This window comes from Streptomyces sp. A2-16 (assembly GCF_018128905.1).
Lineage (GTDB): Bacteria > Actinomycetota > Actinomycetes > Streptomycetales > Streptomycetaceae > Streptomyces.
Window position 1 is genome coordinate 7,593,493 of record NZ_CP063808.1, and the last position, 25,002, is coordinate 7,618,494.

Annotated in this window: 22 protein-coding genes; 13 read left to right on the forward strand and 9 right to left on the reverse strand. The window is 72.0% G+C overall.

Translation table 11 applies throughout. The features are described from left to right. Positions 1–56: 56 nt before the first annotated feature. From IOD14_RS34165 to IOD14_RS34180, 4 genes are all read right to left on the reverse strand, one after another. The gene (locus tag IOD14_RS34165; protein ID WP_123988668.1) at positions 57–734 is read right to left on the reverse strand and encodes a response regulator transcription factor; all 678 of its coding nucleotides are present in this window, start codon (positions 732–734) and stop codon (positions 57–59) included. After that, positions 731–1,969, reverse strand: coding sequence for a histidine kinase (locus IOD14_RS34170; RefSeq protein ID WP_123988669.1), 1,239 nt, complete (start codon positions 1,967–1,969; stop codon positions 731–733). The genes IOD14_RS34165 and IOD14_RS34170 overlap by 4 nt, the downstream gene beginning before the upstream one ends. Positions 1,970–2,148: 179 nt before the next feature. Continuing rightward, on the reverse strand, positions 2,149–2,427 hold the full coding sequence (locus tag IOD14_RS34175; RefSeq protein ID WP_123988670.1) for a hypothetical protein: 279 nt from the start codon (positions 2,425–2,427) through the stop codon (positions 2,149–2,151). Between the two features lie 22 nt (positions 2,428–2,449). Continuing rightward, positions 2,450–3,229: a PspA/IM30 family protein gene (locus IOD14_RS34180; RefSeq protein ID WP_234358555.1), complete on the reverse strand. Its 780-nt coding sequence runs from the start codon at positions 3,227–3,229 to the stop codon at positions 2,450–2,452. Between the two features lie 218 nt (positions 3,230–3,447). Between IOD14_RS34180 and IOD14_RS34185 the strand changes: the two genes are divergently transcribed. Both IOD14_RS34185 and IOD14_RS34190 read left to right on the forward strand, forming a co-directional pair. Further along, on the forward strand, positions 3,448–4,125 hold the full coding sequence (locus IOD14_RS34185) for a DUF3043 domain-containing protein (protein WP_123988671.1): 678 nt from the start codon (positions 3,448–3,450) through the stop codon (positions 4,123–4,125). Positions 4,126–4,208: 83 nt separating this feature from the next. After that, positions 4,209–4,910 (forward strand): methyltransferase domain-containing protein, encoded by a 702-nt coding sequence (locus tag IOD14_RS34190; RefSeq protein WP_123988672.1) that lies wholly within the window; start codon positions 4,209–4,211, stop codon positions 4,908–4,910. Between the two features lie 127 nt (positions 4,911–5,037). Here the strand turns inward: IOD14_RS34190 and IOD14_RS34195 are convergent, their stop codons facing one another. Continuing rightward, complete coding sequence (locus IOD14_RS34195) at positions 5,038–5,253, reverse strand: hypothetical protein (RefSeq protein ID WP_123988673.1); 216 nt, start codon at positions 5,251–5,253, stop codon at positions 5,038–5,040. 130 nt (positions 5,254–5,383) lie between these two features. Here IOD14_RS34195 and IOD14_RS34200 point away from each other — a divergent pair, with 130 nt between their 5' ends. Further along, on the forward strand, positions 5,384–6,586 hold the full coding sequence (locus IOD14_RS34200) for a bifunctional adenosylcobinamide kinase/adenosylcobinamide-phosphate guanylyltransferase (protein ID WP_212672346.1): 1,203 nt from the start codon (positions 5,384–5,386) through the stop codon (positions 6,584–6,586). Here the strand turns inward: IOD14_RS34200 and IOD14_RS34205 are convergent. Further along, a complete protein-coding gene (locus tag IOD14_RS34205) occupies positions 6,575–7,456 on the reverse strand; it encodes a hypothetical protein (protein ID WP_249126124.1) in 882 nt (293 codons plus the stop codon). The genes IOD14_RS34200 and IOD14_RS34205 overlap by 12 nt on opposite strands. Positions 7,457–7,582: 126 nt before the next feature. On the opposite strand from IOD14_RS34205, the gene cobT reads away from it, so the two are divergent. The 3 genes from cobT (at position 7,583) to IOD14_RS34220 (ending at position 11,266) form a co-directional block, all read left to right on the forward strand. Next, complete coding sequence (gene cobT / locus IOD14_RS34210; RefSeq protein WP_123988675.1) at positions 7,583–8,665, forward strand: nicotinate-nucleotide--dimethylbenzimidazole phosphoribosyltransferase; 1,083 nt, start codon at positions 7,583–7,585, stop codon at positions 8,663–8,665. Between the two features lie 86 nt (positions 8,666–8,751). Further along, positions 8,752–10,512: a phosphatidylglycerol lysyltransferase domain-containing protein gene (locus tag IOD14_RS34215; RefSeq protein ID WP_212672347.1), complete on the forward strand. Its 1,761-nt coding sequence runs from the start codon at positions 8,752–8,754 to the stop codon at positions 10,510–10,512. A 10-nt stretch (positions 10,513–10,522) separates the two neighbouring features. Further along, positions 10,523–11,266 carry a hypothetical protein gene (locus IOD14_RS34220; RefSeq protein ID WP_249126125.1) on the forward strand — a complete coding sequence of 248 codons (744 nt, stop codon included), beginning with the start codon at positions 10,523–10,525 and terminating at the stop codon, positions 11,264–11,266. Between the two features lie 464 nt (positions 11,267–11,730). Here IOD14_RS34220 and IOD14_RS34225 read toward each other — a convergent pair whose 3' ends face one another. After that, positions 11,731–12,495 carry a hypothetical protein gene (locus IOD14_RS34225; RefSeq protein WP_123988677.1) on the reverse strand — a complete coding sequence of 255 codons (765 nt, stop codon included), beginning with the start codon at positions 12,493–12,495 and terminating at the stop codon, positions 11,731–11,733. A 74-nt stretch (positions 12,496–12,569) separates the two neighbouring features. Between IOD14_RS34225 and IOD14_RS34230 the strand changes: the two genes are divergently transcribed. Then, positions 12,570–13,352 (forward strand): adenosylcobinamide-GDP ribazoletransferase, encoded by a 783-nt coding sequence (locus tag IOD14_RS34230; protein WP_212673450.1) that lies wholly within the window; start codon positions 12,570–12,572, stop codon positions 13,350–13,352. Here the strand turns inward: IOD14_RS34230 and IOD14_RS34235 are convergent. Continuing rightward, positions 13,349–14,128, reverse strand: coding sequence for an endo alpha-1,4 polygalactosaminidase (locus tag IOD14_RS34235; RefSeq protein ID WP_123988678.1), 780 nt, complete (start codon positions 14,126–14,128; stop codon positions 13,349–13,351). The genes IOD14_RS34230 and IOD14_RS34235 overlap by 4 nt on opposite strands. 193 nt (positions 14,129–14,321) lie before the next feature. Here IOD14_RS34235 and IOD14_RS34240 point away from each other — a divergent pair, with 193 nt between their 5' ends. The 3 genes from IOD14_RS34240 (at position 14,322) to sucB (ending at position 19,383) form a co-directional block, all read left to right on the forward strand. After that, positions 14,322–15,848, forward strand: coding sequence for a leucyl aminopeptidase (locus IOD14_RS34240; RefSeq protein ID WP_212672348.1), 1,527 nt, complete (start codon positions 14,322–14,324; stop codon positions 15,846–15,848). A 290-nt stretch (positions 15,849–16,138) separates the two neighbouring features. Further along, positions 16,139–17,527, forward strand: a complete 1,389-nt coding sequence (lpdA, locus tag IOD14_RS34245) for a dihydrolipoyl dehydrogenase (RefSeq protein ID WP_174269101.1) — start codon at positions 16,139–16,141, stop codon at positions 17,525–17,527. Between the two features lie 68 nt (positions 17,528–17,595). Continuing rightward, on the forward strand, positions 17,596–19,383 hold the full coding sequence (sucB, locus tag IOD14_RS34250; protein ID WP_123988681.1) for a 2-oxoglutarate dehydrogenase, E2 component, dihydrolipoamide succinyltransferase: 1,788 nt from the start codon (positions 17,596–17,598) through the stop codon (positions 19,381–19,383). Between the two features lie 58 nt (positions 19,384–19,441). Here sucB and IOD14_RS34255 read toward each other — a convergent pair whose 3' ends face one another. After that, on the reverse strand, positions 19,442–20,104 hold the full coding sequence (locus IOD14_RS34255; protein WP_123988682.1) for a hypothetical protein: 663 nt from the start codon (positions 20,102–20,104) through the stop codon (positions 19,442–19,444). 213 nt (positions 20,105–20,317) lie between these two features. On the opposite strand from IOD14_RS34255, the gene IOD14_RS34260 reads away from it, so the two are divergent. The 3 genes from IOD14_RS34260 (at position 20,318) to IOD14_RS34270 (ending at position 24,964) form a co-directional block, all read left to right on the forward strand. Beyond that, positions 20,318–20,941 carry a GntR family transcriptional regulator gene (locus IOD14_RS34260; RefSeq protein ID WP_123988683.1) on the forward strand — a complete coding sequence of 208 codons (624 nt, stop codon included), beginning with the start codon at positions 20,318–20,320 and terminating at the stop codon, positions 20,939–20,941. A 260-nt stretch (positions 20,942–21,201) separates the two neighbouring features. Then, positions 21,202–23,904, forward strand: coding sequence for a pyruvate dehydrogenase (acetyl-transferring), homodimeric type (aceE, locus tag IOD14_RS34265; RefSeq protein WP_123988684.1), 2,703 nt, complete (start codon positions 21,202–21,204; stop codon positions 23,902–23,904). Between the two features lie 85 nt (positions 23,905–23,989). Beyond that, positions 23,990–24,964: a YafY family protein gene (locus tag IOD14_RS34270; RefSeq protein ID WP_123988685.1), complete on the forward strand. Its 975-nt coding sequence runs from the start codon at positions 23,990–23,992 to the stop codon at positions 24,962–24,964. The last annotated feature ends 38 nt before the right edge of the window (positions 24,965–25,002 follow it).

Consider the following 25,002-nt stretch of genomic DNA (forward strand, 5'->3'; position numbering starts at 1 on the left):
CCCAGGTCCATTTCCTTATACGGCGCCTACTCCTGGCGCAGTACACGCACCCAGTGTCACTCCACCCTCGGCCGTACCAGCCCCGACTCGTACGCGATCACCACGAGCTGGGCCCGGTCCCGGGCGCCCAGCTTTGCCATGGCCCGGTTGACGTGGGTCTTGACGGTGAGCGGGCTGACCTCGAGGCGCTCGGCGATCTCGTCGTTGGAGTGGCCGCCGGCGACCTGGACGAGGACCTCGCGCTCGCGGACGGTGAGGGCGGCGAGGCGTTCGGAGCGCACCGGGTCGTTGTCCTCGGCGTCGCCCTGGGCCAGGAAGCGGGCGATCAGGCCCTTGGTGGCGGCCGGGGACAGCAGGGCCTCGCCGCCCGCCGCGACCCGGATGGCGCTGAGGAGTTCCTCGGGTTCGCTGCCCTTGCCGAGGAAGCCGGAGGCGCCGGCGCGCAGGGACTGCACGACGTAGTCGTCGACCTCGAAGGTCGTCAGGATGACCACCCGGACATGGGCGAGGGAGGGATCCTCACTGATCATGCGGGTGGCCGCGAGGCCGTCCGTGCCGGGCATCCGGATGTCCATGAGGACGACGTCGGCGCCCTCCTCCCGGGTCAGCCGCACGGCCTCGGCGCCGTCGGACGCCTCCCCGACCACCTGCATGTCCGGCTCCGAGTCGACGAGCACACGGAAGGCGCTGCGCAGCAGTGCCTGGTCGTCGGCGAGCAGGACACGGATCGTCATACGGGCTCTCCCGGCTGGTCCTTGGCTGCGGATCGGGTCTTGACCGGCAGCATCGCATGGACGCGGAATCCGCCCCCGTAGCGGGGACCGGTGGTGAGGGTGCCGCGCAGGGCGGTGACGCGCTCGCGCATGCCGAGCAGGCCGTGGCCGCCGCCGCTGTCGGGGCCGTCCGGGTCGTGGTCCTCGCCGTTGCCGTTGTCGAGGACGGTGATCTCCACATCCGGTCCGACCCGTACGACGCTGACCTCGGCCTTCGCGTCCGTACCGGCGTGCTTCTGGACGTTGGTGAGCGCTTCCTGGATGACCCGGTAGGCGGCCAGGTCCACGGCGGCGGGCAGGGTGGTGCCGTGGTCGGCGCGGGCGACCTCGACATGGAGTCCCGCGCTGCGGAAGGTGCCGACGAGTTCGTCGAGGCGGGCGAGGCCCGGGGCGGGTTCGGTGGGGGCCTCGGGGTCGCCGGACTGCCGGAGCAGGCCGACGGTGGCGCGCAGCTCGCCCAGGGCGGAGCGGCTGGCCTCGCGGACGTGGGCGAGGGCCTCCTTGGCCTGGTCGGGGCGCTTGTCCATGACGTGCGCGGCGACTCCGGCCTGGACGTTGACCAGGGCGATGTGGTGGGCGACGACGTCGTGCAGGTCGCGGGCGATGCGCAGGCGCTCCTCGGCGACCCTTCGGCGGGCCTCCTCCTCGCGGGTGCGTTCGGCCTTCTCGGCGCGCTCCCTGATGGCCTGGACGAAGGCCCGGCGGCTGCGGACGGCGTCGCCGGCGGTGGCGCCGATGCCGGTCCAGGCGAAGATGCCGAGGTTCTCCTGGGCGTACCAGGGCAGCGGGCCGGCGAGCATCGCGGCGCCGGTGAGGACGGTCATGGTGAGCAGGCCGACGCGCCAGGTGGTGGGACGGTCGGTGGTCGAGGCGACCGTGAAGAGGGCGATCACGGCGGCCATGGCGACGGGGGCGCGCGGGTCGCCGGTGACGCACTCGATGACGGAGGCGGTGCCGGTGAGGGCGAGCACGGTCAGGGGGGCGCGGCGGCGGAAGACCAGGGCCGCGGCGGCGAGCGCGATGAGGACGAGGCTGAGGGGGGCCGGGGTGCGGATGCTCCAGCTGACGTCGTGCTCGCCGTGGGGGTCCACGAAGGAGCCGGCCACCATGCAGAGCAGGACGCCTGCGGCGAGGACGGCGTCGGCCGCCACGGGGTGCGCCTTGAGCTGGCGGCGGACTCGGGCGAGGGTGGTCACGTCTGCCAACGGTACGGGGTCCTGCGTCGCTTGGACCGGGGGCTGCCTGTACCTTCCGACTTGCGGCCAGTGGTGGGCGCGCGTCTCTGGGGGCTGCGCCCCCAGCCCCCCGTCGGCCCTTGCGGGCCTCGTCCTCAAACGCCGGACGGGCTGGATCGCCCTGAACCGGCATCGAAACTTCAGCCCGGGATCAAGCCGTCGTCGCTGAGCAGTTCCCGGACCTCCTCCAGCGTGGCGTCCGGGGAGGGGAGGATCAGTTCCGAGGGTTCCAGGGAGTCGTCCGGGAGCGGGGTGCCCAGGTCCCGAACCCTGGTGAGGAGGGCTTGGAGGGTGCGGCGGAAGCCCGGACCGTCGCCGTTCTCCATCTCGGCCAACAGCTCGTCGTCCAGTTTGTTCAGGTCGGCGAGGTGGCTCTCGGCCAGCCTCACCTGCCCCTCCCCCATGATCCGTACGATCATGTCGCCCTCCTCGGCGTGGGACCTACTGCTTGTCGAAGCGTGGAGTGTCCTGCGGCTGCTGGGACTGCGACTGGCCGGTGCCGCCCTCGATGGCCTGCTGCGACGAGGAGCCTCCCGCCAGCTCCGCCTTCATGCGCTGCAGTTCCAGCTCTACATCCGTACCACCGGAGAGCCGGTCCAGCTCGGCCTGGATGTCGTCCTTGTGCATGCCGGACTGGTCGTCCAGGGCACCCGAGGCAAGGAGTTCGTCGATGGCGCCGGCCCGGGCCTGGAGCTGGGCCGTCTTGTCCTCGGCCCGCTGAATGGCCAGGCCCACGTCGCCCATCTCCTCGGAGATGCCGGAGAAGGCCTCGCCGATCCGGGTCTGCGCCTGGGCCGCGGTGTAGGTCGCCTTGATGGTCTCCTTCTTGGTCCGGAAGGCGTCCACCTTGGCCTGGAGGCGCTGGGCCGCAAGGGTGAGCTTCTCCTCCTCGCCCTGCAGCGTCGAGTGCTGGGTCTCCAGGTCGGTCACCTGCTGCTGGAGCGCGGCCCGGCGGGACAGCGCCTCACGGGCGAGGTCCTCCCGGCCGAGCGCGAGCGCCTTGCGGCCCTGGTCCTCCAGCTTGGAGGACTGCGACTGCAGCTGGTTCAGCTGGAGTTCCAGGCGCTTGCGGGAGGTGGCCACGTCGGCCACGCCCCGGCGTACCTTCTGGAGCAGTTCGAGCTGCTTCTGGTACGAGTAATCGAGGGTTTCGCGCGGGTCCTCGGCCCGGTCAAGGGCCTTGTTCGCCTTCGCGCGGAAGATCATCCCCATACGCTTCATGACACCGCTCATGGGCTTCGCGCGCCCCCTTCTGACGGACTTCCAGCTCCAGCTCTGCGACAGAACCCACAGTACGGGCCCTGCATCCATTGACGCACTGTTCCGGGACGGATGCGCTCATCCCCAAGGACGACTGACCAATCCCTTGCTCCGGCGTAAGGAGTAGGTGACCTTCAGGGTGAGCGACCAGTCACCGGACGTCCCCTCTGTCCCCCTTGATGACGACTGGTGTTGCCGGATCGTTCCCCACGGGGCTGGGGTCCAACCCCGGACACCCCTTACCCTTGGGTTTTGTGTTCCGTAGCCGTGCCACCAAGGAAGAGAAGGCCGCTGTCGCCGACAAGGCGCAGCTGACCGACTCCAAGCAGCCCCGCGACCCGCAGGCCCCCAAGGGCCGCCCGACGCCCAAGCGCAGTGAGTCGCAGTCCCAGCGCCGCAGCGTCGCCAACACCTCGCTCACGCGCAAGGACGCCGCCAAGCGCCAGCGCGAGGAGCGCCGTGCGGCCCTGGACAGGCAGCGCCAGGCGCTGGCCGGCGGCGACGAGAGGTACCTGCCCGCGCGGGACAAGGGCCCGGTGCGCAAGTTCGCCCGCGACTTCATCGACGCGCGGTTCAACGTGGCGGAGTTCTTCCTGCCCATGGCCGTGGTCATCCTCGTGCTGAGCCTGGTGCGGGTGGGCGCGCTCCAGAGCATCGCGCTGCTGCTGTGGCTGGTCGTGATCGTGCTGATCGTGCTCGACTCGATCCTCACCGGTTTCCGTCTGAAGAAGCGGCTCACCGAGCGCTTCCCGGACCAGAGCCGCAAGGGCGCGGTGGCCTACGCCCTGATGCGCTCCCTCCAGATGCGTCGCCTCCGGCTGCCCAAGCCGCAGGTCAAGCGCGGAGAGCGGCCCTGAGTACGACGTCTTTCTCCGGGGGTGCGGCTGATGCCTGGCTGGGAAAGCTGGGCGGGCTGCGGAATGTCGTACGACAGGAGCTGGTGGCCCGGCAGCTCGACGAGCAGATAGTCGGGCGGTACCCGGTCGGGCAGCGGCTGAGGGTGCTCGACGTGGGCATGGGCCAGGGCACGCAGGCGCTGCGGCTGGCCCGGGCCGGGCATCAGGTGACCGGGCTCGAACAGGACTCCACGATGGTCGCGGCGGCGCGGGACTCGTTGTCCGCCGAGCCCGAGGGCATCCGGGAGCGGATGCGGATCATCGAGGGCGACGGCCGGGACACCGGGGTGCACTTCCTGCCGGGCAGCTTCGACGTGGTGCTGTGCCACGGCGTGCTCATGTACGTCGAGGAGCCGGATCCACTGCTCGCCGGGCTGGCGCGGATGCTGGCACCGGGCGGACTGCTGTCGTTGCTCGTGCGCAACGCCGACGCGCTCGCGATGCGGCCGGGGCTGGCCGGGGACTGGGCCGGGGCGCTGGACGCCTTCGACAGCACCACGTACCGCAACCGGCTGGGGCTCGACGTACGGGCCGACCGGCTGAGCACGCTCACCGCCACGCTCGCCGGGATCGGGGCTCCGCTCCAGGCCTGGTACGGCGTGCGGGTGTTCACGGACAACGCCGCGGACGACACCGAGGCGCCTGCCGACGCGGAGACACTGCTGGCCTGCGAGGAGCGAGCCGGGCGGACGGATCCGTATCGGGGGGTCGCCGCGCTGCTGCACCTGTGCGGAGTGCGCGGCTGAGCCGGTTCGGGCGAACCGAACGGGGCGGGTCGGGGTGCCGGGGACGGCGCGGCGCCGGCGGCGGATGCACCGGCCGTAAGGGGAGAGCGGCGGGCGAGGGCGGTCCGATCGCCCCCGCCCTTCCCGGTCACGCCTCTTCGGCGGCCTTCAGGCTCATCGGGCCGTAGATCTCGGTGGCGTCCTCGAACAGGCGCACCTGTTCCGCACCGCCGGCGAGCAAAGGCTTCCAGTACTCACCGAGCCAGGACTCGGCGTCGCCCTGGGTGGTGAACTCCTCGGGCTCCACGGCGGGCTGGGTCTCCGCACCGTCGGCCGTCTCGAATCGCCAGGTCCATGTCGCCATGTGAGCCTCCCGTGTTTGATCCGTTACGAAGAGCACCCTAAGCGGTGCGTCTCCGGGTGTGGGCCGGTGGGCGCCCCTTGAAGGGGTCTCTGCGCGCGCTGGATCAACGGGCACCGGCGAGAATCGTGCCGTGGAACTGACATTGCTCGGCACCGGTGCCCCCGACGGCCTACCCCGCCCCTTCTGCCCCTGCGCCGCCTGTGCAGTCGCGCTCGGTGCGGACGCCCGGGCCGCCACCGCCGTGCTCATCGACGAGACGTTGCTGCTCGATCTCACTCCCGGGGCCGCCTTCGCCGCCGCGCGCGCGGGCCATTCACTCGCAGGTGTCAAGCAGGTCCTGCTGTCGCATCCCCATGACGGGCCCCCCGTCGAGGTGCCCGCCGGGCTTCCGCAGCCGGGGCGGGTGCCGGACGGGCGGGAGTTGGCGTTGCTGACGGGGCATCGGGTGCGGGCCGTGGCGCTGGACGCGCCGGGGACCGGGTACGCCGTCACCGGGCCCGACGGCCAGCGGGTGCTGTACCTGCCGCCGGGGGGTGCGCCCGCCGGGCTGGAGAACGGGGCCGTGGAGTCGTACGACATGGTGCTCGCCGACGTCGTACGGCGGCCGGACGCGCTCGCCCGGCTGCGGGCCGTGGGGGCCGCGGGGCCCACGACCGATGTGGTCGCCGTCCATGTCGATCACGACGTGCCGCCCGGCGCGGAGCTGCGGCGCAGGCTCGCCGCCGCCGGTGCGCGGGCCGTGCCCGACGGGACGACCCTGGTCGTCGGGGTCTACGAGGACGTACCGGATGTGCCGCGCCGGACGCTGGTGCTCGGTGGAGCGCGGTCCGGGAAGTCGGTGGAGGCCGAGCGGCGGCTGGAGGCGTTCCCCGGTGTGCTGTACGTGGCGACCGGCGGCTCGCGCAACGGGGACACCGAGTGGGCCTCGCGGGTCGCCGCGCACCGGGAGCGGCGGCCGGGGTCGTGGCGTACGGCCGAGACGTGCGACCTGGTGCCCCTGCTCAAGGACGGGGGGGCGCCGCTGCTGATCGACTGTCTGTCGCTGTGGCTGACGGACGCGATGGACACCGTCGGGGCGTGGGACGACGCGGAGTGGGCCGACGGCGGGGAGCGGGAACTGCGGTCGCGCGTGCGGGAGTTGACGGAGGCGGTGCGGGGCGCACGGCGGACGGTGGTGGCCGTGTCGAACGAGGTGGGGTCGGGCATCGTCCCGGCCACCGCCTCCGGGCGCCGCTACCGGGACGAGCTGGGACGCCTGAACGCGGCGTTCGCGGGCGAGTGCGAGCAGGTGGTGCTGGTGGTGGCGGGACAGGCGATGGTCCTACGGGGCTGAGGGCGGGTTCTGCGGGGGTGCGGGCGGGTCTTGCGGGACTGCGGGCGGGCTCTGCCCGGCCGAGGGCAAGCCCTGCCGGGCTGAGGGCGGACTCAGCGGGACCGAGGGCAAGCCCTGCGCGACTGCGGGCGGGCTCTGCGGGCGTGCGGGCAAGCCCTGCGGAGCTGCAGGCGGACTCTGCGCGGCCGAAGGCGGGTCTTGCGGAGCTGGGGGCAAGCCCTGCGGGGCTGCGGGCCGGTTCTGCGCGGCTGTGGGCAAGGCCTGTGGGGCTGTGGGCTCCTTGCGGGCGATCACCCGGTAGGTCTTCGCGAAGCGGGTGCCGGCGAGGAGGAGGGCCAGGGCGTGGTCCAGTGCTCTCGCGGTGGACGTCAGCGGTCCGCTCACCCACGGGGGCAGGGTGCCGGGCAGACGGGCCGTCAGACGGTCCGGGACGTGCGCGGATCTGCGGGCCGTCGCGAGGACGGTGCAGCCCCGGGACTCCAGTTCGGGGCGGGGGTCGTCCGGGGATTCCACCAGGAGGTGGCCCCCCGGGCGCAGGACGGCGAGGGCCGCCTCGAGCTCCTCGGGGTCCGCGTGCCGGTTCAGCAGGCTGACCACGTCGTAGCGGGCGCGCAGACGGACGGTGATCCGCGGGTCCGTCAGACGCCCCTGGTAGCCCTCCTCCAGGCGCTCGACCGCCTGGGCGTGCAGGACGCGGGGGGTGAGGTCCAGGCCGTCGAAGGCCGTGTAGGGGAAGAACGTGCGCGCCGCCTCCGGGAAGTCCGCGTCCCCCGTCTCCACGTCCAGCCAGCTCTCGGGTTCGGGGAACGGCACCATCGCGCGGGCGGTGGAGCGAAGACGCCGTACGGAAGGGGCGGTTGGTGCGGTCATGGGGCCTCCCGGGGACGCACGGCAATTCGCTATAAAACGGAACGTATGGGATCCCGATCTTGGGTGCAATGACGTCAAGGCCCCGTGGCGCCGCCGTGTTCGATCAGGGCCGGTACTGTTCGGCGAATGAGCTCGCTTAATCTCGACGACTTCACCGATCTGATCGAGCGCCCCGACGGCGGGGTGCGCCGCGACGCCGAGGCGCGCAGGGAGCGTCAGATCGTGCCTCCCGGGGCGCTGGGCCGCCTCGACGAACTCGGTGAGTGGCTGGCCGCGGCGCAGTCGGCCGTACCGGTACGGCCGGTCGAGCGGCCGCGGGTCGTGCTGTTCGCCGGTGACCACGGGGTCGCGGAACTGGGCGTCTCGGGGCGGGCCGCGGGCAGCGCCTCGGAGCTGGTGCGGGAGGTCCTGGAAGGCGGCCGGCCGGTGTCGATCCTCGCGCGGCGCCTCGGCGTGCCGGTGCGGGTCGTCGACATGGCGCTGGACTGCGATCCGGCCGAGCTGCCGGAGGACGTCGTACGGCATCGGGTGCGGCGCGGCAGCGGTCGTGTCGACGTCGAGGACGCGTTGACCCTGGAGGAGGCGGAGGCCGCCTTCCGGGCCGGGGTCGCGGTGGCCGACGAGGAGGCCGACTCCGGTACGGATCTCGTGGTGCTCGGCGATGTCAGCGTGGGCGGGACCACGGTGGCCGGGGTGCTGGTCGCGGCGCTGTGCGGGACCGACGCGTCCGTGGTGACCGGGCGCGGCGGGACCGGGATCGACGACCTGGCGTGGATGCGCAAGTGCGCGGCGATCCGGGACGCGCTGCGGCGGGCGCGGCCGGTGCTCGGGGACCAGTTGCAGTTGCTGGCGACGGTGGGCGGGGCCGACCTCGCGGCGATCACGGGCTTTCTGCTGCAGAGCGCGGTGCGCAAGCTGCCGGTCGTGCTGGACGGGGTGGTCGTGGCCGCCTGTGCGCTGGTGGGGCAGCGGATCGCGTTCCGGGCGCCGGACTGGTGGCTGGCCGGGCAGAACAGCGGGGAGCCGGGGCAGTCGAAGGCGCTGGACCGGATGGCCCTGGAGCCGCTGCTCGACCATGGCGTGACGGTCGGGGAGGGCGCGGGCGGACTGCTGGCACTGCCGCTGGTGCAGGCCGCGGCGGCGCTGGCCGCCGAGCTGCCGGAGCGGCCCACTGTTGCCTCCGAGGAGCCGGAGGAGAAGGACGAGTAGGCGGGTTCGGCCGGTCGGGCACCGCCGGGATGTGCCGTCGTGGCTGAACGCCGCCGCGGCGAAGAAGAGGGGCATGATCCCTTTTCATGGGAGATGTCCTCAACACCGGCACCCGTCGACCGTCCACCATCGCCTCCCGGCGGGCCGCCGGGTTCGCCGTCTGGTATCTGCGGGTCGTCTCGTTCGTCAACCTCCTCAGCGCGGTGTGGGTCTCGCTGGGGCAGGACGTGCGGCGGCACAACCAGGAGGACTACTTCACGCCGTACCTGCTGACGGCGGGCTTCGCCTCCGGGGTGTTCACGGCCTTCCTCGCCATCACCATGCGGCGGCGCAAGCGCGCGGCATGGATCCTGAACCTGGTGCTGTCGGGAGCGTTCCTCGCGCTGTTCGTCCTCGCGATGGCGTTCCCGGAGATCAGGCGGTACGCGCAGAACTGGATCTCGCTGGCCCTGACGGCCGCGTTCGTCGCCGCGCTGCTGGTCGGCCGGCGGGAGTTCTACGCCAAGGGTGACCGGTCCAACCCGCGGCTCGCCGCCGCCGTGGCCGTGGGCGGACTGCTCGTGTCCTCGCTGCTGGCCGCGCTGCTGGTGACCGTCACCAACGAGGCGCCCGGGTCGTCGACCTTCACGGAGCGGTGGTGGTACGGCACGCTGCGGCTGGTCTCGGTCGCCGCCGACGACTCCCGCTTCGACGGCATCTCGACGCCGAACTGGGTCAACGTCGTCATCAACGTGCTCAGCACGATCCTGGTCCTCGCCGTCTTCTACGCCGCGTTCCGCTCCCGGCGTGCCGTCGACCCGCTCACCGAGGACGACGAACGGCGCCTGCGCGAACTCCTCGACCGGCACGGCGAGCGCGACTCGCTCGGGTACTTCGCGCTGCGCAGGGACAAGAGCGCCGTGTGGTCGCCGACCGGGAAGGCCGCCGTGACCTACCGGGTGGTCAGCGGGGTCTCCCTGGCCTCCGGCGATCCGATCGGCGACCCCGAGGCCTGGCCGGGGGCGATCGAGCCGTGGCTCGCCCAGGCGCGGGAGCACGGCTGGCTGCCGGCGGTGATGGGGGCGGGCGAGGACGCGGGGACGGTGTACGCGCGGCACGGCCTGGACGCGCTGGAGCTGGGCGACGAGGCGATCGTCGAGGTCGCCGAGTTCACGCTGGAGGGGCGGGCGATGCGGACCGTCCGGCAGGCGTACAACCGGGTCAGACGGGCCGGGTACACCGTGCGGATCCGGCGCCACGAGGACATCCCCGCCGAGGAGATGGACGCTCTCGTACAACGGGCCGACGAGTGGCGGGACGGGGCCACCGAGCGAGGCTTCAGCATGGCGCTGGGGCGGCTCGGGGACCCGGCGGACGGGCGGTGCGTGGCGCTGGAGTGCAGCGACGGTGACGGGGAGCTGAAGGCGCTGCTGTCCTTCGTGCCGTGGGGGCCGCACGGGCTGTCCCTCGACCTCATGCGCCGGGACCGCGACGCGGACAACGGCCTCATGGAGTTCATGGTCATCGAGCTGCTGAACCGGGCGCAGGAGATTCAGATCACCCAGGTCTCGCTCAACTTCGCCATGTTCCGTTCGGTCTTCGAACGTGGGGCGCGTCTTGGTGCCGGACCGGTGCTGCGGCTGTGGCGGTCGCTGCTCAGCTTCTTCTCCCGCTGGTGGCAGATCGAGTCGCTGTACCGGGCCAACGCCAAGTACCGGCCCATCTGGGAACCGCGTTTCCTGCTCTTCGAGAAGAGCGCGGACCTGCCGCGCATCGGCATCGCCGCGGCCCGCGCGGAGGGGTTCCTGGAGGTGCCGGGGCTGCCGAGGTGGCTGCGGCGCCGGGAGCGCCTGAGTACGCACAGATGAGGACCATGGGATGAAGAGGCTCGCCCGCTGGGCTCGCGCGGAGTGGGGGCCGCTGTACGTCGCCGTGCGCGGTCCGCTGCTCCGGCGGAGGTGGCGGGCGGTTCCTCTGGCCCTGACGGCCGTGTGCCTGACCGCGGTGCTGCACATCGTGCACAACCAGTCGTGGGGCTACGACCTCGTCCAGGACGCCGGTGCCGTGCGCGCCGCGGATCCCCTCTGGGTGGCCCTGCTCCGCACTCCGCTCTCCCTGTTCGTGCCGGCTCTGGACCTGCCCGTGTGGGGTGCGCTGGCGCAGATCCTGTTCGTGTTCGGGATCGCCGAGATCTGTCTGGGCCGGTGGCGGACGCTCACGCTGGCGTACGCGGCCACGCTCGCCGGGACGCTGTACGCACGCGTGGGCATCTGGCTGGGCCCCGACAGCCCGCTCGGCCTGCCCGCCTCGGACGCCCACGTCGTCGACACCGGCCCGTCGGCGGCCGTGGTGGGCCTCGCCGTCTTCCTCGGCTGGCGCTACGGAGCCCGGGTCACCGCGGGCGCGGTGATCGCGGCGATGCTGGTCGAGGTCCTGGTGAAACAGAACCTCGCCGGCAAGGAACACCTGGCGGCCATCGCGGCGATGCTGCTGCTGTGCGCGGCTTCGGCCCTGCGCAGACACCGCCCCACCAGGTCACCCGCACCCGGCCCACCACCCACCGACAACGGCCCCGGCTCCCACCCCCGAACCCCGGGAGGCCGCCGCGCGGACCGACGGTGACAACGCCGCACGGGCCGACGGTGACAGTGCCGAACGGGCCGACGGTGACACGCTGGCGGGCGGCGGGCGGCGGGCGGCGGGCGGCGGGCGGCGGGCGGCGGGCGGCGGGCGGCGGGCGGGGACGTGTGGCGGGACCGGTGGGGTCCCGCGTAAGGGTTCGTGGCGAGTCGGGGGCGCGCGAGAGTGCGGCCCCCGGGGCCTCGGCGACCGTCGGCGCACGGTTCGCCTCGGGTGCCTGCGCGCGGCGGGCGGGGTCCGTCGGCGGTCAGGCGGGCGGGGTCAGGTGGGCAGCGGCTCGGCAGCGAGCTCTCGGCGGGCGGGCAGCGGCCGACGGGTGGGGTCCCGTCAGGCGGGCGGGGTCGGGCGGGCCGCGGCTCGGCGGGCGGGCAGCGGCCGGTGGGTGGGTTGCGTGGTCCTGTCGGTGGTTCTTGTGAACGGCCCCTGCCCGCCGACCGTGTCCGTCGTCAGTGGGGTCGCGCAGGTGGCGGTGTCGTCGGGTCCGGTCTGCCGCCGATCAGGTCCTGGAGTCTTCGGCGGGGGCCCGACCAGCGTTTGTCGTGGTGGTAGGAGCGCAGGGTGGCGCGGGCTCGGGCGCGTGGGCGGTGGCGGTAGAAGCGCCGGGCCCAGGGGGAGCCCGGGCGGGCCAGCCGGATGAGGCCGATCAGGCCGACGAGCGGGACGATCACGCTGAAGATCGCCATCCGGGTCTTGCCCTTGAGCAGGACGAGCATCGCGAAGAGGAAGTTGACCACCACGCTGGTGATGACACCGCCGCGGTCCTGGGCCTCGTCCTGCGTCACGTCGTTGACGCCGAACGGCGAGAACCCCGCGAGCACCAGTCCGACCAGCGCCACGGTGAGGACGACGACCTCGACGCTCTTGCGGCCCTCCTCGCTCCAGTACACGTCGTCGAGATGCAGGATCAGCGCGAACTCGTCCAGCACCAGACCCGCACCCATCCCGAAGACGACCGCGCACAACCCCGCCCCGAAGCCGTGCCGCCCGCTGGCGACCGCGCCGAAGCCGCCGATGACCGTGAGAACGACCCCCGGCACCACGTGGTGGATGTGCACGCCTCCGGAGCTGACGTTGCCGAAGGGCCCCTTGCCCGCCCGGATGAGCCGGGTGATGACCCGCGTGATCAGGAAGGTCAGCACGAACGCGGTCAGGGCGAGGAGCAGCGGCAGCTTGCCGGGTTCCACGATGTTGCGCTGCAGCCAGTGACCCATGAACCCAGTCTCCGGTCGCCGGGGGTGGGCCGCCCGGCGGCTACGGCGTCCGGGCTACCCTGCCGATCGTGTCCATGACCCAGCCCCCGCTCGACGGCCTCCGTTTCGCCTTCGGCACCCTCAGCGTGCTCCCCGTGAAGGTGACCCGCTGGGACCGGGAGGCGGCACACGGCGGAATGCTGTGCGCTCCGCTGGTCGGGGTGGCACTGGGAGGAGCGTCGGCGGCGGTGGGCCTCCTGCTGCTGTTCCTGGGTGCCTCCGCACCGCTGGCCGCCGTCGCCACGGTGGCCGTACCGGCGGTCCTGACACGGGGCCTGCACCTCGACGGCCTCGCCGACACCGCCGACGGCCTGGGCAGCGGCAAGCCCGCCGAGGACGCCCTGCGGATCATGAAGCAGTCGGACATCGGCCCGTTCGGGGTGATCACCCTCGTCCTGGTGCTCCTCGGACAGGTGGCCGCCCTGTCGCAGATGTACGGCGACTCGTGGACGCGGGGTGCGGTGGCCGCGGTGGTCTCGGCGACGGCCGCGCGCCTGGCCCTGACCCTGGCGGCCCGCACCGGGGTCCCGCCGGCCCGCCCGGAGGGGCTGGGCGCCGCGGTGGCGGGAGTCGTCCCGGTGCGGGAGGCGGTGCTCGCGGCCGCCGCCGTGACCCTGGGCGCGGCCGGGGCGGGGGCGCTCTTCGGACCGTACGACCTCGTCCGGACGGTTCTCGCGGTCGGTGCCGCCGTGGCGGTGGCCGAACTCCTTCTGCGGCACTGCACACGCCGCTTCGGCGGAGTGACCGGGGACGTGTTCGGAGGGCTGGCGGAGACGGCCGGGACGACGGCCCTGGTGGTCCTGTCGCTGACCTTCTAGCAGGCCTCGCGCCACACCCCGAGTTCGTACTTCTTCAGCATCGAACTCAGCTTCAGCCGCCGGGACTCGGCACAGAAGCGGCTGGTGGGCAGCTCGTACTCGACGTGGAGGACGGCCTTGTCCGCCTTGATGAAGGGCTCCGTGTCCGCGCACTCGTCGTACTGCGCGCACTGCTCGTTGACGGCGAAGTCGAAGTCGCCCACCAGCTGGGGGATCTGGTCGAGGTCGTTCTTCAACCCGACGGCCATGCCCCGCTCATGGGCCAGCTTCGCGATCAGCCGGTTGTAGCGCAGTTGGTCGGCCGCCGTGAGCCTGAAGCCCGTGCGGTTCCTGTAGCCGTCCATGTTGTCCGGCTCCACCGCGTCGAAGCCCTTCTCGCGGCACATGTCGAGGCGGTCCGCCATGAGCGGTTCCAGTGCGTCCGTCGCGCGTATGTCGAGCCAGCGCTCCCCCTCCCAGCCGTTGCCGCGCCCGATCACCGACTTGGGGAACCTGTCGGCGTCGGGCCGCCAGTCCTCCCAGGCACCCGTGGAGAGGTAGCAGATGACCTTGCGGCCCTTGTCGTGCAGGGCGGACACCACCGCCTCGGTCTGGTCGAAGCCGTCGATGTCGTAGACCGGCACGTCCACGGAGGTGTCGACGCGGCCGGTCAGCTGCCACTGCCAGGCGATGCCGGGGCGGGGCCGCCAGCGGGAGTCACCGGGCCGGGCGTCGGACGTGGTCGAGCAGCCCGTCACCAGGAGGAGCAGGGCGGCGAGCAGGAGAGGGCGCTTCAAGGGGTGGGCTCCAGGGCGTGCGGAAGGATCGGCGGCCGACCCGAGCGTAGGCTCTTCCCGGGTGGTCGCCGACAGGGGTGAAGGCCCCGATCGGGGCCCGTGTTCGGACACGAAATAGGGTCGGCCGTCGGGCCCGGTCGACCCACCCGCTCGACTCAAGCAAACTTCACATCGGAAGCGAGAATTCACCACCGTGACTGCTCTGACTCTCAGCACCTCCGCGGCGCCCGGCCTGCGGGCCGACGCGATCGTGATCGGTGTCGCCAAGGGCGCGAAGGGCCCGGTCGTGGCGCCGGGCGCCGAATCAGTGGACAAGGCGTACGACGGCAGGCTCGCCGGCGTCCTGGAGACCCTCGGTGCCTCCGGCGCCGAGGGCGAGGTGACCAAGCTGCCCTCGCCCTCCGGTCTCAAGGCCCCCCTCGTGGTGGCGGTCGGCCTGGGCGCCGAGCCCGAGAAGGACTCCTCCTTCGCCCCTGAGGCCCTGCGCAAGGCGGCCGGTGTCGCCGCCCGCGCGCTGACCGGCGCGAAGAAGGCCGCCTTCGTGCTGCCGCTGGGCGACGCCGCCGACGTCGGCGCGGTAGCCGAGGGCGTGCTGCTCGGCGCGTACTCCTTCGACGCCTACAAGGAGAACGGCAAGGACCCGAAGGCGAAGAACGGCAAGGCGCCGCTCGCCGAGGCCGCGCTCCTGGGCGGCAAGCCGCGCGACGCCGCCCACAAGGCCGCGCTCGCCCGGGCCGTCGCGGTCTGCGAGGAGCTCAACCGCGCCCGCGACCTCATCAACATGCCGCCGAACGACCTGAACCCCGAGGCCTTCGCCGCGATCGTGCAGGCGGCGGGCAAGGAGCACGGGCTCAAGGTGCAGGTGCTCGACGTGAAGGCCCTGGAGAAGGGCGGCTACGGCGGCATCCTCGGCGTCGGCGCGGGGTCGGCGTCGGGGCCGCGGCTGGTGAAGCTGTCGTACACCTCGTCCAAGGCGAAGAAGCACCTCGCGCTGGTGGGCAAGGGCATCACGTACGACTCGGGCGGCATCTCGCTGAAGCCTGCGGGCCACAACGAGACGATGAAGTGCGACATGAGCGGGGCGGCGGCGGTGTTCGCGGCCGTGGTCTCGGCCGCGCGGCTGGGTCTCGAGGTCAACGTGACCGGGTGGCTGGCGCTGGCCGAGAACATGCCGTCGGGGTCGGCGACCCGGCCGGGTGACGTGCTGCGGATGTACAGCGGCAAGACGGTGGAGGTGCTCAACACCGACGCCGAGGGCCGGCTGGTGCTGGCCGACGCGCTGTGGGCGGCGTCGGCGGAGAAGCCGGACGCGATCGTGGACGTGGCGACGCTGACCGGCGCGATGATGCTCGCCCTGGGGAGCCGGACCTTCGGGATCATGGCGAACGACGACTCCTTCCGCACGGCTCTGCACGAGGCCGCGGAGGAGGTCGGCGAGCCTGCCTGGCCGATGCCGCTGCCGGAGCACCTGCGCAAGGGGATGGACTCCCCCACCGCCGACATCGCGAACATGGGTGAGCGGATGGGCGGCGGGCTGGTCGCGGGTCTGTTCCTGCGGGAGTTCGTGGGCGAGGGCATCGCCTGGGCGCACCTGGACATCGCGGGTCCCGCGTTCAACGACGGCGGGCCGTTCGGCTACACGCCCAAGGGCGGCACGGGATCCGCGGTGCGCACGCTGGTGCGGCTCGCGGAGCTGACCGCGTCGGGTGACCTGGGCTGATGCTCGCCTGAGAGCTCGACGCCCGAGGGGCGTGGGCGACTGCGGGCCGGTTGTGGCTGGTCGCGCAGTTCCCCACGCCCCTTCGGGTGTCTCACCGCGCCCCTCGTTCTCATGTGAGCGTGTGGTGTCTCACACCCCGGCCCGGCGTCTCGTTCAGTGCCGACAAGTGCGAAGATGGGGCTCGGCAGGACAGGGCCCCCACCACAGGGCCGAAGAAAGAGCGGCCGGACACCAGCCGCCGCCCGGTCACTGCAGACCGGCGTACGGCGCACATGCATGGAGGACGTGACGTGGCGAACGACGCCAGCACCGTTTTCGACCTAGTGATCCTCGGCGGTGGTAGTGGCGGTTACGCCGCGGCCCTGCGCGGGGCGCAGCTGGGGCTTGACGTCGCCCTGATCGAGAAGGACAAGGTCGGCGGTACCTGCCTGCACCGAGGGTGCATCCCCACCAAGGCCCTGCTGCACGCGGGCGAGATCGCCGACCAGGCCCGCGAGAGCGAGCAGTTCGGTGTGAAGACCACCTTCGAGGGCATCGACATCGCCGGGGTCCACAAGTACAAGGACGGCGTCATCGCCGGCCTGTACAAGGGCCTGCAGGGGCTTGTCGCCTCCCGGAAGGTCACCTACATCGAGGGTGAGGGGCGCCTCTCCTCCCCGACGTCGGTCGATGTCAACGGCCAGCGCGTCCAGGGGCGTCACGTGCTCCTGGCGACCGGCTCCGTGCCGAAGTCGCTGCCGGGCCTGGAGATCGACGGCAACCGGATCATCTCCTCGGACCACGCGCTCGTGCTGGACCGGGTGCCGAAGTCCGCGATCGTCCTCGGCGGCGGTGTCATCGGCGTCGAGTTCGCCTCCGCCTGGAAGTCCTTCGGGACCGACATCACCATCATCGAGGGCCTCAAGCACCTCGCCCCTCTCGAGGACGAGAACTCCTCCAAGCTTCTTGAGCGCGCGTTCCGCAAGCGCGGCATCAAGTTCAACCTGGGCACCTTCTTCCAGAAGGCCGAGTACACCCAGGACGGTGTCAAGGTCACCCTCGCCGACGGCAAGGAGTTCGAGGCCGAGCTGCTGCTGGTGGCCGTCGGCCGCGGGCCCGTCTCCGCCGGTCTCGGTTACGAGGAGCAGGGCGTCGCGATGGACCGCGGCTACGTCCTGGTCGACGAGTACATGCGCACCAACGTCCCGACCATCTCCGCCGTCGGCGACCTGGTCCCCACGCTCCAGCTCGCGCACGTCGGCTTCGCCGAGGGCATCCTGGTGGCGGAGCGTCTGGCCGGTCTGAAGACCGTCCCGATCGACTACGACGGCGTCCCGCGGGTGACCTACTGCCACCCCGAGGTCGCCTCCGTGGGCATCACCGAGGCCAAGGCCAAGGAGATCTACGGCGCGGACAAGGTCGTCGCTCTGAAGTACAACCTCGCGGGCAACGGCAAGAGCAAGATCCTGAACACCTCGGGCGAGATCAAGCTCGTCCAGGTCAAGGACGGTGCCGTGGTCGGCGTCCACATGGTCGGCGACCGCATGGGCGAGCAGGTCGGCGAAGCCCAGCTGATCTACAACTGGGAGGCGCTGCCCGCCGAGGTCGCGCAGCTCATCCACGCCCACCCGACGCAGAGCGAGGCACTCGGCGAGGCGCACCTGGCCCTGGCCGGCAAGCCGCTCCACTCGCACGACTGACCCTCGGTCGACGAAGCGACTCCGCTTCGCACACAGACTTCCGCAATTCGTAAGGAGCAACCGAAACCATGGCGGTTTCCGTAACCCTTCCGGCGCTCGGCGAGAGCGTCACCGAGGGCACTGTCACCCGCTGGCTGAAGGCCGAGGGTGAGCGTGTAGAGGCCGACGAGCCGCTGCTCGAGGTGTCGACCGACAAGGTCGACACCGAGATCCCCTCCCCCGCCGCCGGTGTCCTGGCCTCCATCAAGGTCGCCGAGGACGAGACGGTCGAGGTCGGCGCCGAGCTGGCCGTGATCGACGACGGCACCGGCGCCCCGGCCGCTGCCCCGGCCCCGGCCGCCGAGCCGGTCGCCGAGCCCGCCCCGGAGCCGGCCGCGGCCGCTCCGTCCACCGAGCAGGCCGCCCCGGCGCCCGCTCCCACCGCCGAGGCCGCTTCCGGCGGCGGCAGCGCCGAGGGCACGGACGTCGTCCTGCCCGCGCTCGGCGAGTCCGTCACCGAGGGCACCGTCACCCGGTGGCTGAAGGAGGTCGGCGAGGAGGTCGCGGAGGACGAGCCCCTGCTCGAGGTCTCCACCGACAAGGTCGACACCGAGATCCCCTCGCCCACCGCCGGCGTGCTGCTGGAGATCGTGGTCGGCGAGGACGAGACCGCCGAGGTCGGCGCGAAGCTCGCCGTCATCGGCGCCCCGGGTGCGGCTCCGGCCGCTGCCCCGGCCCCCGCCGCTCCCGCCCCGGCCGCCGAGGCCCCCGCCCCGGCTCCGGCCCCCGCGGCTCCGGCGCCCGCTCCTGCCCCGGCTCCGGCCCCGCAGGCGCCCGCCGCCCCGGCCCCGGCCCCGCAGCAGCAGACGGCTCCGGCGCCGGCCGCTCCGGCTCCCGCCCCGGTCACCCCGGCCCCGGCGCCCGCCGCGACCTCCGGTGACGACGGCGCCTACGTGACCCCGCTGGTGCGCAAGCTCGCCGCCGAGCACGGCGTCGACCTGGCCGCCGTCAAGGGCACCGGCGTCGGTGGCCGTATCCGCAAGCAGGACGTCGTCGCCGCCGCCGAGGCCGCGAAGGCCGCCGCCGCTGCTCCGGCTCCGGCCGCCGCCGCTCCGGCCGCCGCCGCCAAGAAGGCGCCGACGCTGGAGGCCTCCCCCCTCCGTGGCCAGACCGTCAAGATGCCGCGCATCCGCAAGGTCATCGGCGACAACATGGTCAAGGCACTGCACGAGCAGGCGCAGCTGTCCTCGGTCGTCGAGGTCGACGTCACCCGTCTGATGAAGCTGCGCGCCCGTGCCAAGGACGCGTTCGCGGCCCGGGAGGGCGTCAAGCTCTCCCCGATGCCGTTCTTCGTCAAGGCGGCCGCCCAGGCGCTGAAGGCGCACGCGCCCATCAACGCCAAGATCAACGAGGGCGAAGGCACGATCACCTACTTCGACACCGAGAACATCGGTATCGCGGTGGACTCCGAGAAGGGCCTGATGACCCCGGTCATCAAGCACGCGGGCGACCTCAACATCGCCGGCATCGCGAAGGCCACGGCGGAGCTGGCCGGCAAGGTCCGCGCCAACAAGATCACGCCCGACGAGCTGTCCGGCGCGACCTTCACCATCTCCAACACCGGTTCGCGCGGTGCGCTCTTCGACACGATCATCGTGCCGCCGGGCCAGGTCGCGATCCTCGGCATCGGTGCCACGGTCAAGCGTCCGGCGGTCATCGAGACCGAGGAGGGCACGGTCATCGGCGTCCGCGACATGACGTACCTGACCCTCTCCTACGACCACCGTCTGGTGGACGGCGCCGACGCGGCCCGTTACCTGACCGCGGTCAAGGCGATCCTGGAGGCGGGCGAGTTCGAGGTCGAGCTCGGTCTGTAAGGCACTTCGCTCGCACGGTGCCCCCGTCCGGTCTCCGGGCGGGGGCACCGGCGTGTGCTCACCCGGGTGTCAGCTGCCGGTCCGACCAGCCCCACAGCTCCTCCACCCACACGTTGGGAACGGAGAGCCTGGGCGCGGGCGTGAGTCCCTTCGTCCGGTACGCCTTGAGCACGTCGTAGGTGGCGTCCAGGCAGTCCCGCGAGGTGAGTTTCCCGGTCCTCGGGTCGACCCCGACGAGGAAGCCGCGGGCCTCGACCTTGCCGATCATGGCCCTGGCCTTGTGCACGGAGTGCGTCGAGGACTTCGTGCAGCGGTAGCGGCTGTAGGGGTGTTCGGAGGTGCCCGGGTAGTGCGCGTCCGTGGACATGTCGCCGAGCATGCGGTCGTACGACCCCTCGGCGTGCCAGGCCCCGATGTCGCCGCCCGGCGGGGTGTAGAGCTTCCCGCTGGGGTTCTCCACGGCGCCGTAGACCCAGCGGCCGGTGCCCGGGATCCTGAAGCCCCAGCCGACGTGCCCGAACTTCTGTGCCCCGTCCGGCTTGACGAAGACGCAGGCTGCGCCGCTGCCGCCGGCCGCGCCCGCCATCCCCGTGATCGTCTCCGAGCTGCTCGGCGTGGACTCCGCCGTCACCCGTGCGGCCGACTGTCCGCAGCCCGTCACGGCGACGATCGCGCCGATCACGGCCACGGCCGCCAGTCCCCGTCGCCCCCCGATGTCCATGCCGTCCCCCTGTGGTGCGAAGGGGCGCCCCGCGCGGGAACCCCTGCTCAACGCGACACGCCTGGAGGCCGTGGGGTTCCGTGTCTTGACAGAAGTCGTGTGACTGGGAGCGTGTAAGCCTCGTCTCACCTGCATGAAAGCGCCCCCGTGCGCCCCTCCCGGACGGGCCCTCGGCCTTATTGTCTTTACGTCAAACGCCCTTAAGGAGCTCTCATGACCGCGCCCGTCGTCCACTCGCTGCGCGAACAGATCCGCGAGCACATCGTGGAGGGGATCGTCAGCGGGCGCTGGCAGCCGGGCGAGCGGATCGTGGAGCGCCGTATCGCGACCGAGCTGGAGGTCAGCCAGACGCCGGTGCGGGAGGCGCTGCGGGAGCTGGAGTCGCTGCGGCTGATCGAGTCCGCGCCGAACAAGGGCGTACGGGTGCGGAACCTGACGGCGGCCGACCTGGAGGAGAGCTATCCGGTCCGGGCCGGTCTGGAGGCGATCGCGGCGGAGCTGGCGGCGGAGCGGCTGGCGCGGGACTGCTCGGCCCTGGAGCCGCATGTGGCGGCGCTGTACGAGGCGGACCGGGACTCCGACGGCACGGGGCAGGTGCGGCACACGGTCGGTTTCCACCGCGAGCTGGTCCGGGCGGCCGGCAACTCGGTGCTGCTGCACACCTGGGAGGGCCTGGGCATCGAGGTCTTCACCGCGCTGTCGATCCGCTGGCTGGGGACGGTCCAGCAGTCGTACGCGGAGGAGCACGAGGAGCTGGTGGCGGCGTTCAAGCGCCGGGACCCGCGGATCGCGGAGATCGTGAAGGCGCATGTCCTGGGGTGCGCCCCAAGGGCCTGACACAGCCGAGCACACCCACGCTCACCTGCGGAAATCCTTCAAAATCAAGGCACCCGGTGTCTCCGTCGAAGGCACCGCGTGCCTACTTTCTCGCGATCAAGAAGTTTTGCCTCTCAACCCTTTGATCGATCATCGATCAGCGAGTTAGAGTCGCCGACGGGCCTTACCAGGGCCCTCCGCCCTGTCCTGCCAAAGACAAAGGGCACCCCCGAAACCCTGCCTGATTGAGGGAACCCCCTTCGACTGAGGAAGGCGGCGACATGACCGACCCCAACGCCATCCAGCCGAGCGAGCTCGACCAGCTCCCCGACCGTGACCCCGAGGAGACCGCCGAATGGCAGGCCTCCCTGGACGCGGTCGCCAAGGCGGCCGGCCCGCACCGAGCCGCGTACCTGATGCGCCGCACGCTGGAGAGGGCGGAGGGCAACGGCATCGCGCTGCCGAAGCTCCTCGAGACGGACTACGTCAACACCATCCCCACCGCCGCCGAGCCGTCCGCGCCCGGTGACGAGGAGATGGAGCGGAAGATCACCGCGTGGAACCGCTGGAACGCGGCCGCGATGGTCACGCGCGGCTCCAAATACGGCGTCGGCGGCCACATCGCCACCTTCGCCTCCGCGGCCTGGCTCTACGAGACCGGCTTCAACCACTTCTTCAAGGGCAAGGAGGCCGACGGGTCCGGCGACCAGCTCTACATCCAGGGCCACGCCTCCCCCGGCATCTACGCCCGCGCCTTCCTCGACGGCCGGCTCGACGAGTCCCAGCTGGACAACTTCCGCCGCGAGTCGGGCGGCAACGGCCTCCCGTCGTACCCGCACCCCCGCCGCCTGCCCTGGCTGTGGGAGTTCCCGACGGTGTCGATGGGCCTCGGCCCGCTCTCCGCGATCTACCAGGCGCGTTTCAACCGCTACCTGACCGCCCGCGGCATCAAGGACGTCTCGCAGTCCCACGTCTGGGCCTTCCTCGGCGACGGCGAGATGGACGAGCCGGAGTCCACGGCGGCACTCGCACTCGCGAGCCGCGAGGGCCTCGACAACCTGACCTTCGTCATCAACTGCAACCTCCAGCGCCTCGACGGCCCGGTCCGCGCGAACTTCAAGATCGTGCAGGAGCTGGAGGCCCAGTTCCGCGGCGCCGGCTGGAACGTCGTCAAGTCGCTGTGGGGCAACGCCTGGGACGAGCTCTTCCAGCTCGACACCACGGGCGCGCTCGTACGGCGCCTGCGTGAGGTACCGGACGCGCAGGTCCAGACGTACCAGACGCGCGACGCCGCCTACATCCGCCAGGACTTCTTCGGCAAGGACCCGGCGCTCGTCGAGATGGCGAAGCTGCTGTCCGACGACAAGATCCTCGAGTGCTTCCACCTCTCCCGCGGTGGCCACGAGGCGCGCAAGGTGTACGCCGCCTACAAGGCCGCCGTCGAGTTCAAGGGCGCGCCGACCGTGATCCTGGCCCAGACGGTCAAGGGCCACACCCTCGGCGAGGGCTTCGCGTCGAAGAACGCCAACCACCAGATGAAGAAGCTGTCGGTGGACGAGTTCAAGACAATGCGCGACCTGCTCGAACTGCCCATCTCGGACAGCCAGTTCGTCGACGGCGTGGTCCCCTACGGCCACCCGGGCGCCGACTCCCCCGAGGTGCGCTACCTCCAGGAGCGCCGCGCGGCCCTGGGCGGCCCGGCCCCGGCCCGCCGTGTCCACCCCGTGGCCCCGCTGCCCGCCCCCGCCGAGAAGGCGTTCGCCTCCTTCGACAAGGGCTCCGGCTCCCAGAACGTCGCGACCACGATGGCCTTCGTCCGGCTCATCAAGGACCTGGTCCGCGACAAGGAGACGGGCAAGCGCTGGGTGCCGATCGTCCCCGACGAGGCGCGCACCTTCGGTATGGAGTCGCTGTTCCCCTCTCTCGGGATCTACTCCCCCAAGGGCCAGACGTACGAGCCGGTCGACCGCGACCAGCTGATGTACTACAAGGAGGCCCAGAACGGCCAGATCCTCAACGAGGGGATCACCGAGGCCGGTTCGATGGCCGACTTCATCGCCGCGTCCACCGCGTACGCGACGCACGGCGAGGCGATGATCCCGTTCTACATCTTCTACTCGATGTTCGGCTGGCAGCGCACGGCCGACCAGATGTGGCAGCTCGGCGACCAGCTGGGCCGCGGCTTCCTCGTCGGCGCCACGGCGGGCCGTACCACGCTGACGGGCGAGGGCCTGCAGCACGCCGACGGTCACTCGCCGGTCATCGCGGCGACCAACCCGGCGGCGCTGACGTACGACCCGGCGTTCGCCTACGAGGTCGCGGCGATCGTCAAGGACGGTCTGCGCCGCATGTACGGCGAGGCGGCACCCGGCGAGGACCCGAACGTCTTCTACTACCTGACGGTCTACAACGAGCCGCTTCCGCAGCCCGCCAAGCCGTCCGCCCCCGCCGTCGACGAAGGCATCGTCAAGGGCCTGTACCGCTTCAACACGGCCGAGTCGGCGGGCCTTTCGCCCGCCGCCAACGCCGCCCGCATCCAGCTGCTCGGCTCCGGCACGGCGATCCACTGGGTGCTGAAGGCACAGCGCATGCTGGCCGAGGAGTGGGGCGTGGCGGCCGATGTGTGGTCCGCGACCTCCTGGACGGAACTGCGCCGTGACGCGCTGGAGGCCGACGCCGGCCTGCTGCGCGGCGAGGAGCGGGTCCCGTACGTCCGTCAGGCCCTGCACGGCGCCGAGGGCCCGGTGCTCGCGGTCTCCGACTACATGCGCCAGGTCCCCGACCAGATCGCGCAGTGGGTCGAGCAGGACTGGTCCTCGCTGGGCGCGGACGGCTTCGGCCTCTCCGACACCCGCGAGGGCGCCCGCCGCCACTTCGGCGTCGACGCCGAGTCGGTCGTCGTCGCGGCCCTCGCCCAGCTGGCCCGCCGCGGCGAGGTCAAGGCGACTGCGGTGAAGGAAGCCCGGGAGAAGTACGGGCTGTAGGGATCCGGGCTTCGATGCCTACGACGAAGGGGTACGGCCGCCGCCGTGCCCCTTCGCTGTCAGTGGGCCCCGGCATCATGGCCGTATGCGTGCTGCCCGGCTCATCAAGATGGTGCTGTTGCTCCAGTCCCGCCCCTCCATGACCGCCGCCGAGCTGGCGCGGGAGCTGGAGGTGTCGGAGCGGACCGTGACGCGGGACGCCCAGGCGCTGTCGGAGGCGGGGGTCCCGGTGTACGCCGACCGGGGGCGGGCCGGCGGTTACCGGCTGATCGGCGGGTACCGGACCCGGCTGACCGGGCTGGCGCGGAGCGAGGCCGAGGCGCTGTTCCTGTCCGGTGTGCCGGGGGCGCTGCGCGAGATGGGGCTGGAGGACGCGGCCTCCGCCGCCCGGCTGAAGGTGTCCGCCGCGCTGCTCCCCTCCCTCAGCGACGCCTCCCGTACGGCCGCACAGCGCTTCCATCTCGACGCGCCCAACTGGTTCGCCGAGCCGAAGTCCCCCGAGCTGCTGCCCGCCGTCGCGGACGCGGTGTGGGACGACCGCCGGATCAGCGCGCGGTACCGGAGCCGGGAGGCCGAGGTGGAGCGGGAGCTGGAGCCGTACGGCCTCGTCCTCAAGGCGGGCGTCTGGTACGTGTGCGCACGGGTCGCGCAGGGCGGCTCCTTCCGGGTGTACCGGATCGACCGGTTCACCTCGGTGGAGTCCGCCGCCGACCGCTTCGTACGGGACGAGGAGTTCGACCTGCCCGGCTTCTGGGAGGAACGGGCGGAGCAGTTCGCGCGGTCGATCCTGCGGGCCGAGGTGGTGGTACGGCTCTCCGGCGACGGGGTGCGCGGACTGCCGTACGCCGTCGATCCCGCCTCCGCGCGGGAGGCGCTGGCGGCGGCGGGCACCCCGGACGAGGACGGGTGGCTGACGGTGACGCTCCCCGTGGAGTCCGAGAAGGTCGCCCACTCGCAGCTCAGGGGGCTCGGACCGGAGGTGGAGGTGCTGGCCCCGGAGAGCCTGCGGGTGCGTTTCGTCGAGGACGCGGCCCGGCTGGCCCGCCTGTACGGGACATAACAATCCGCCGCACTCCACGTGCGCCCCACCCCTCAAGG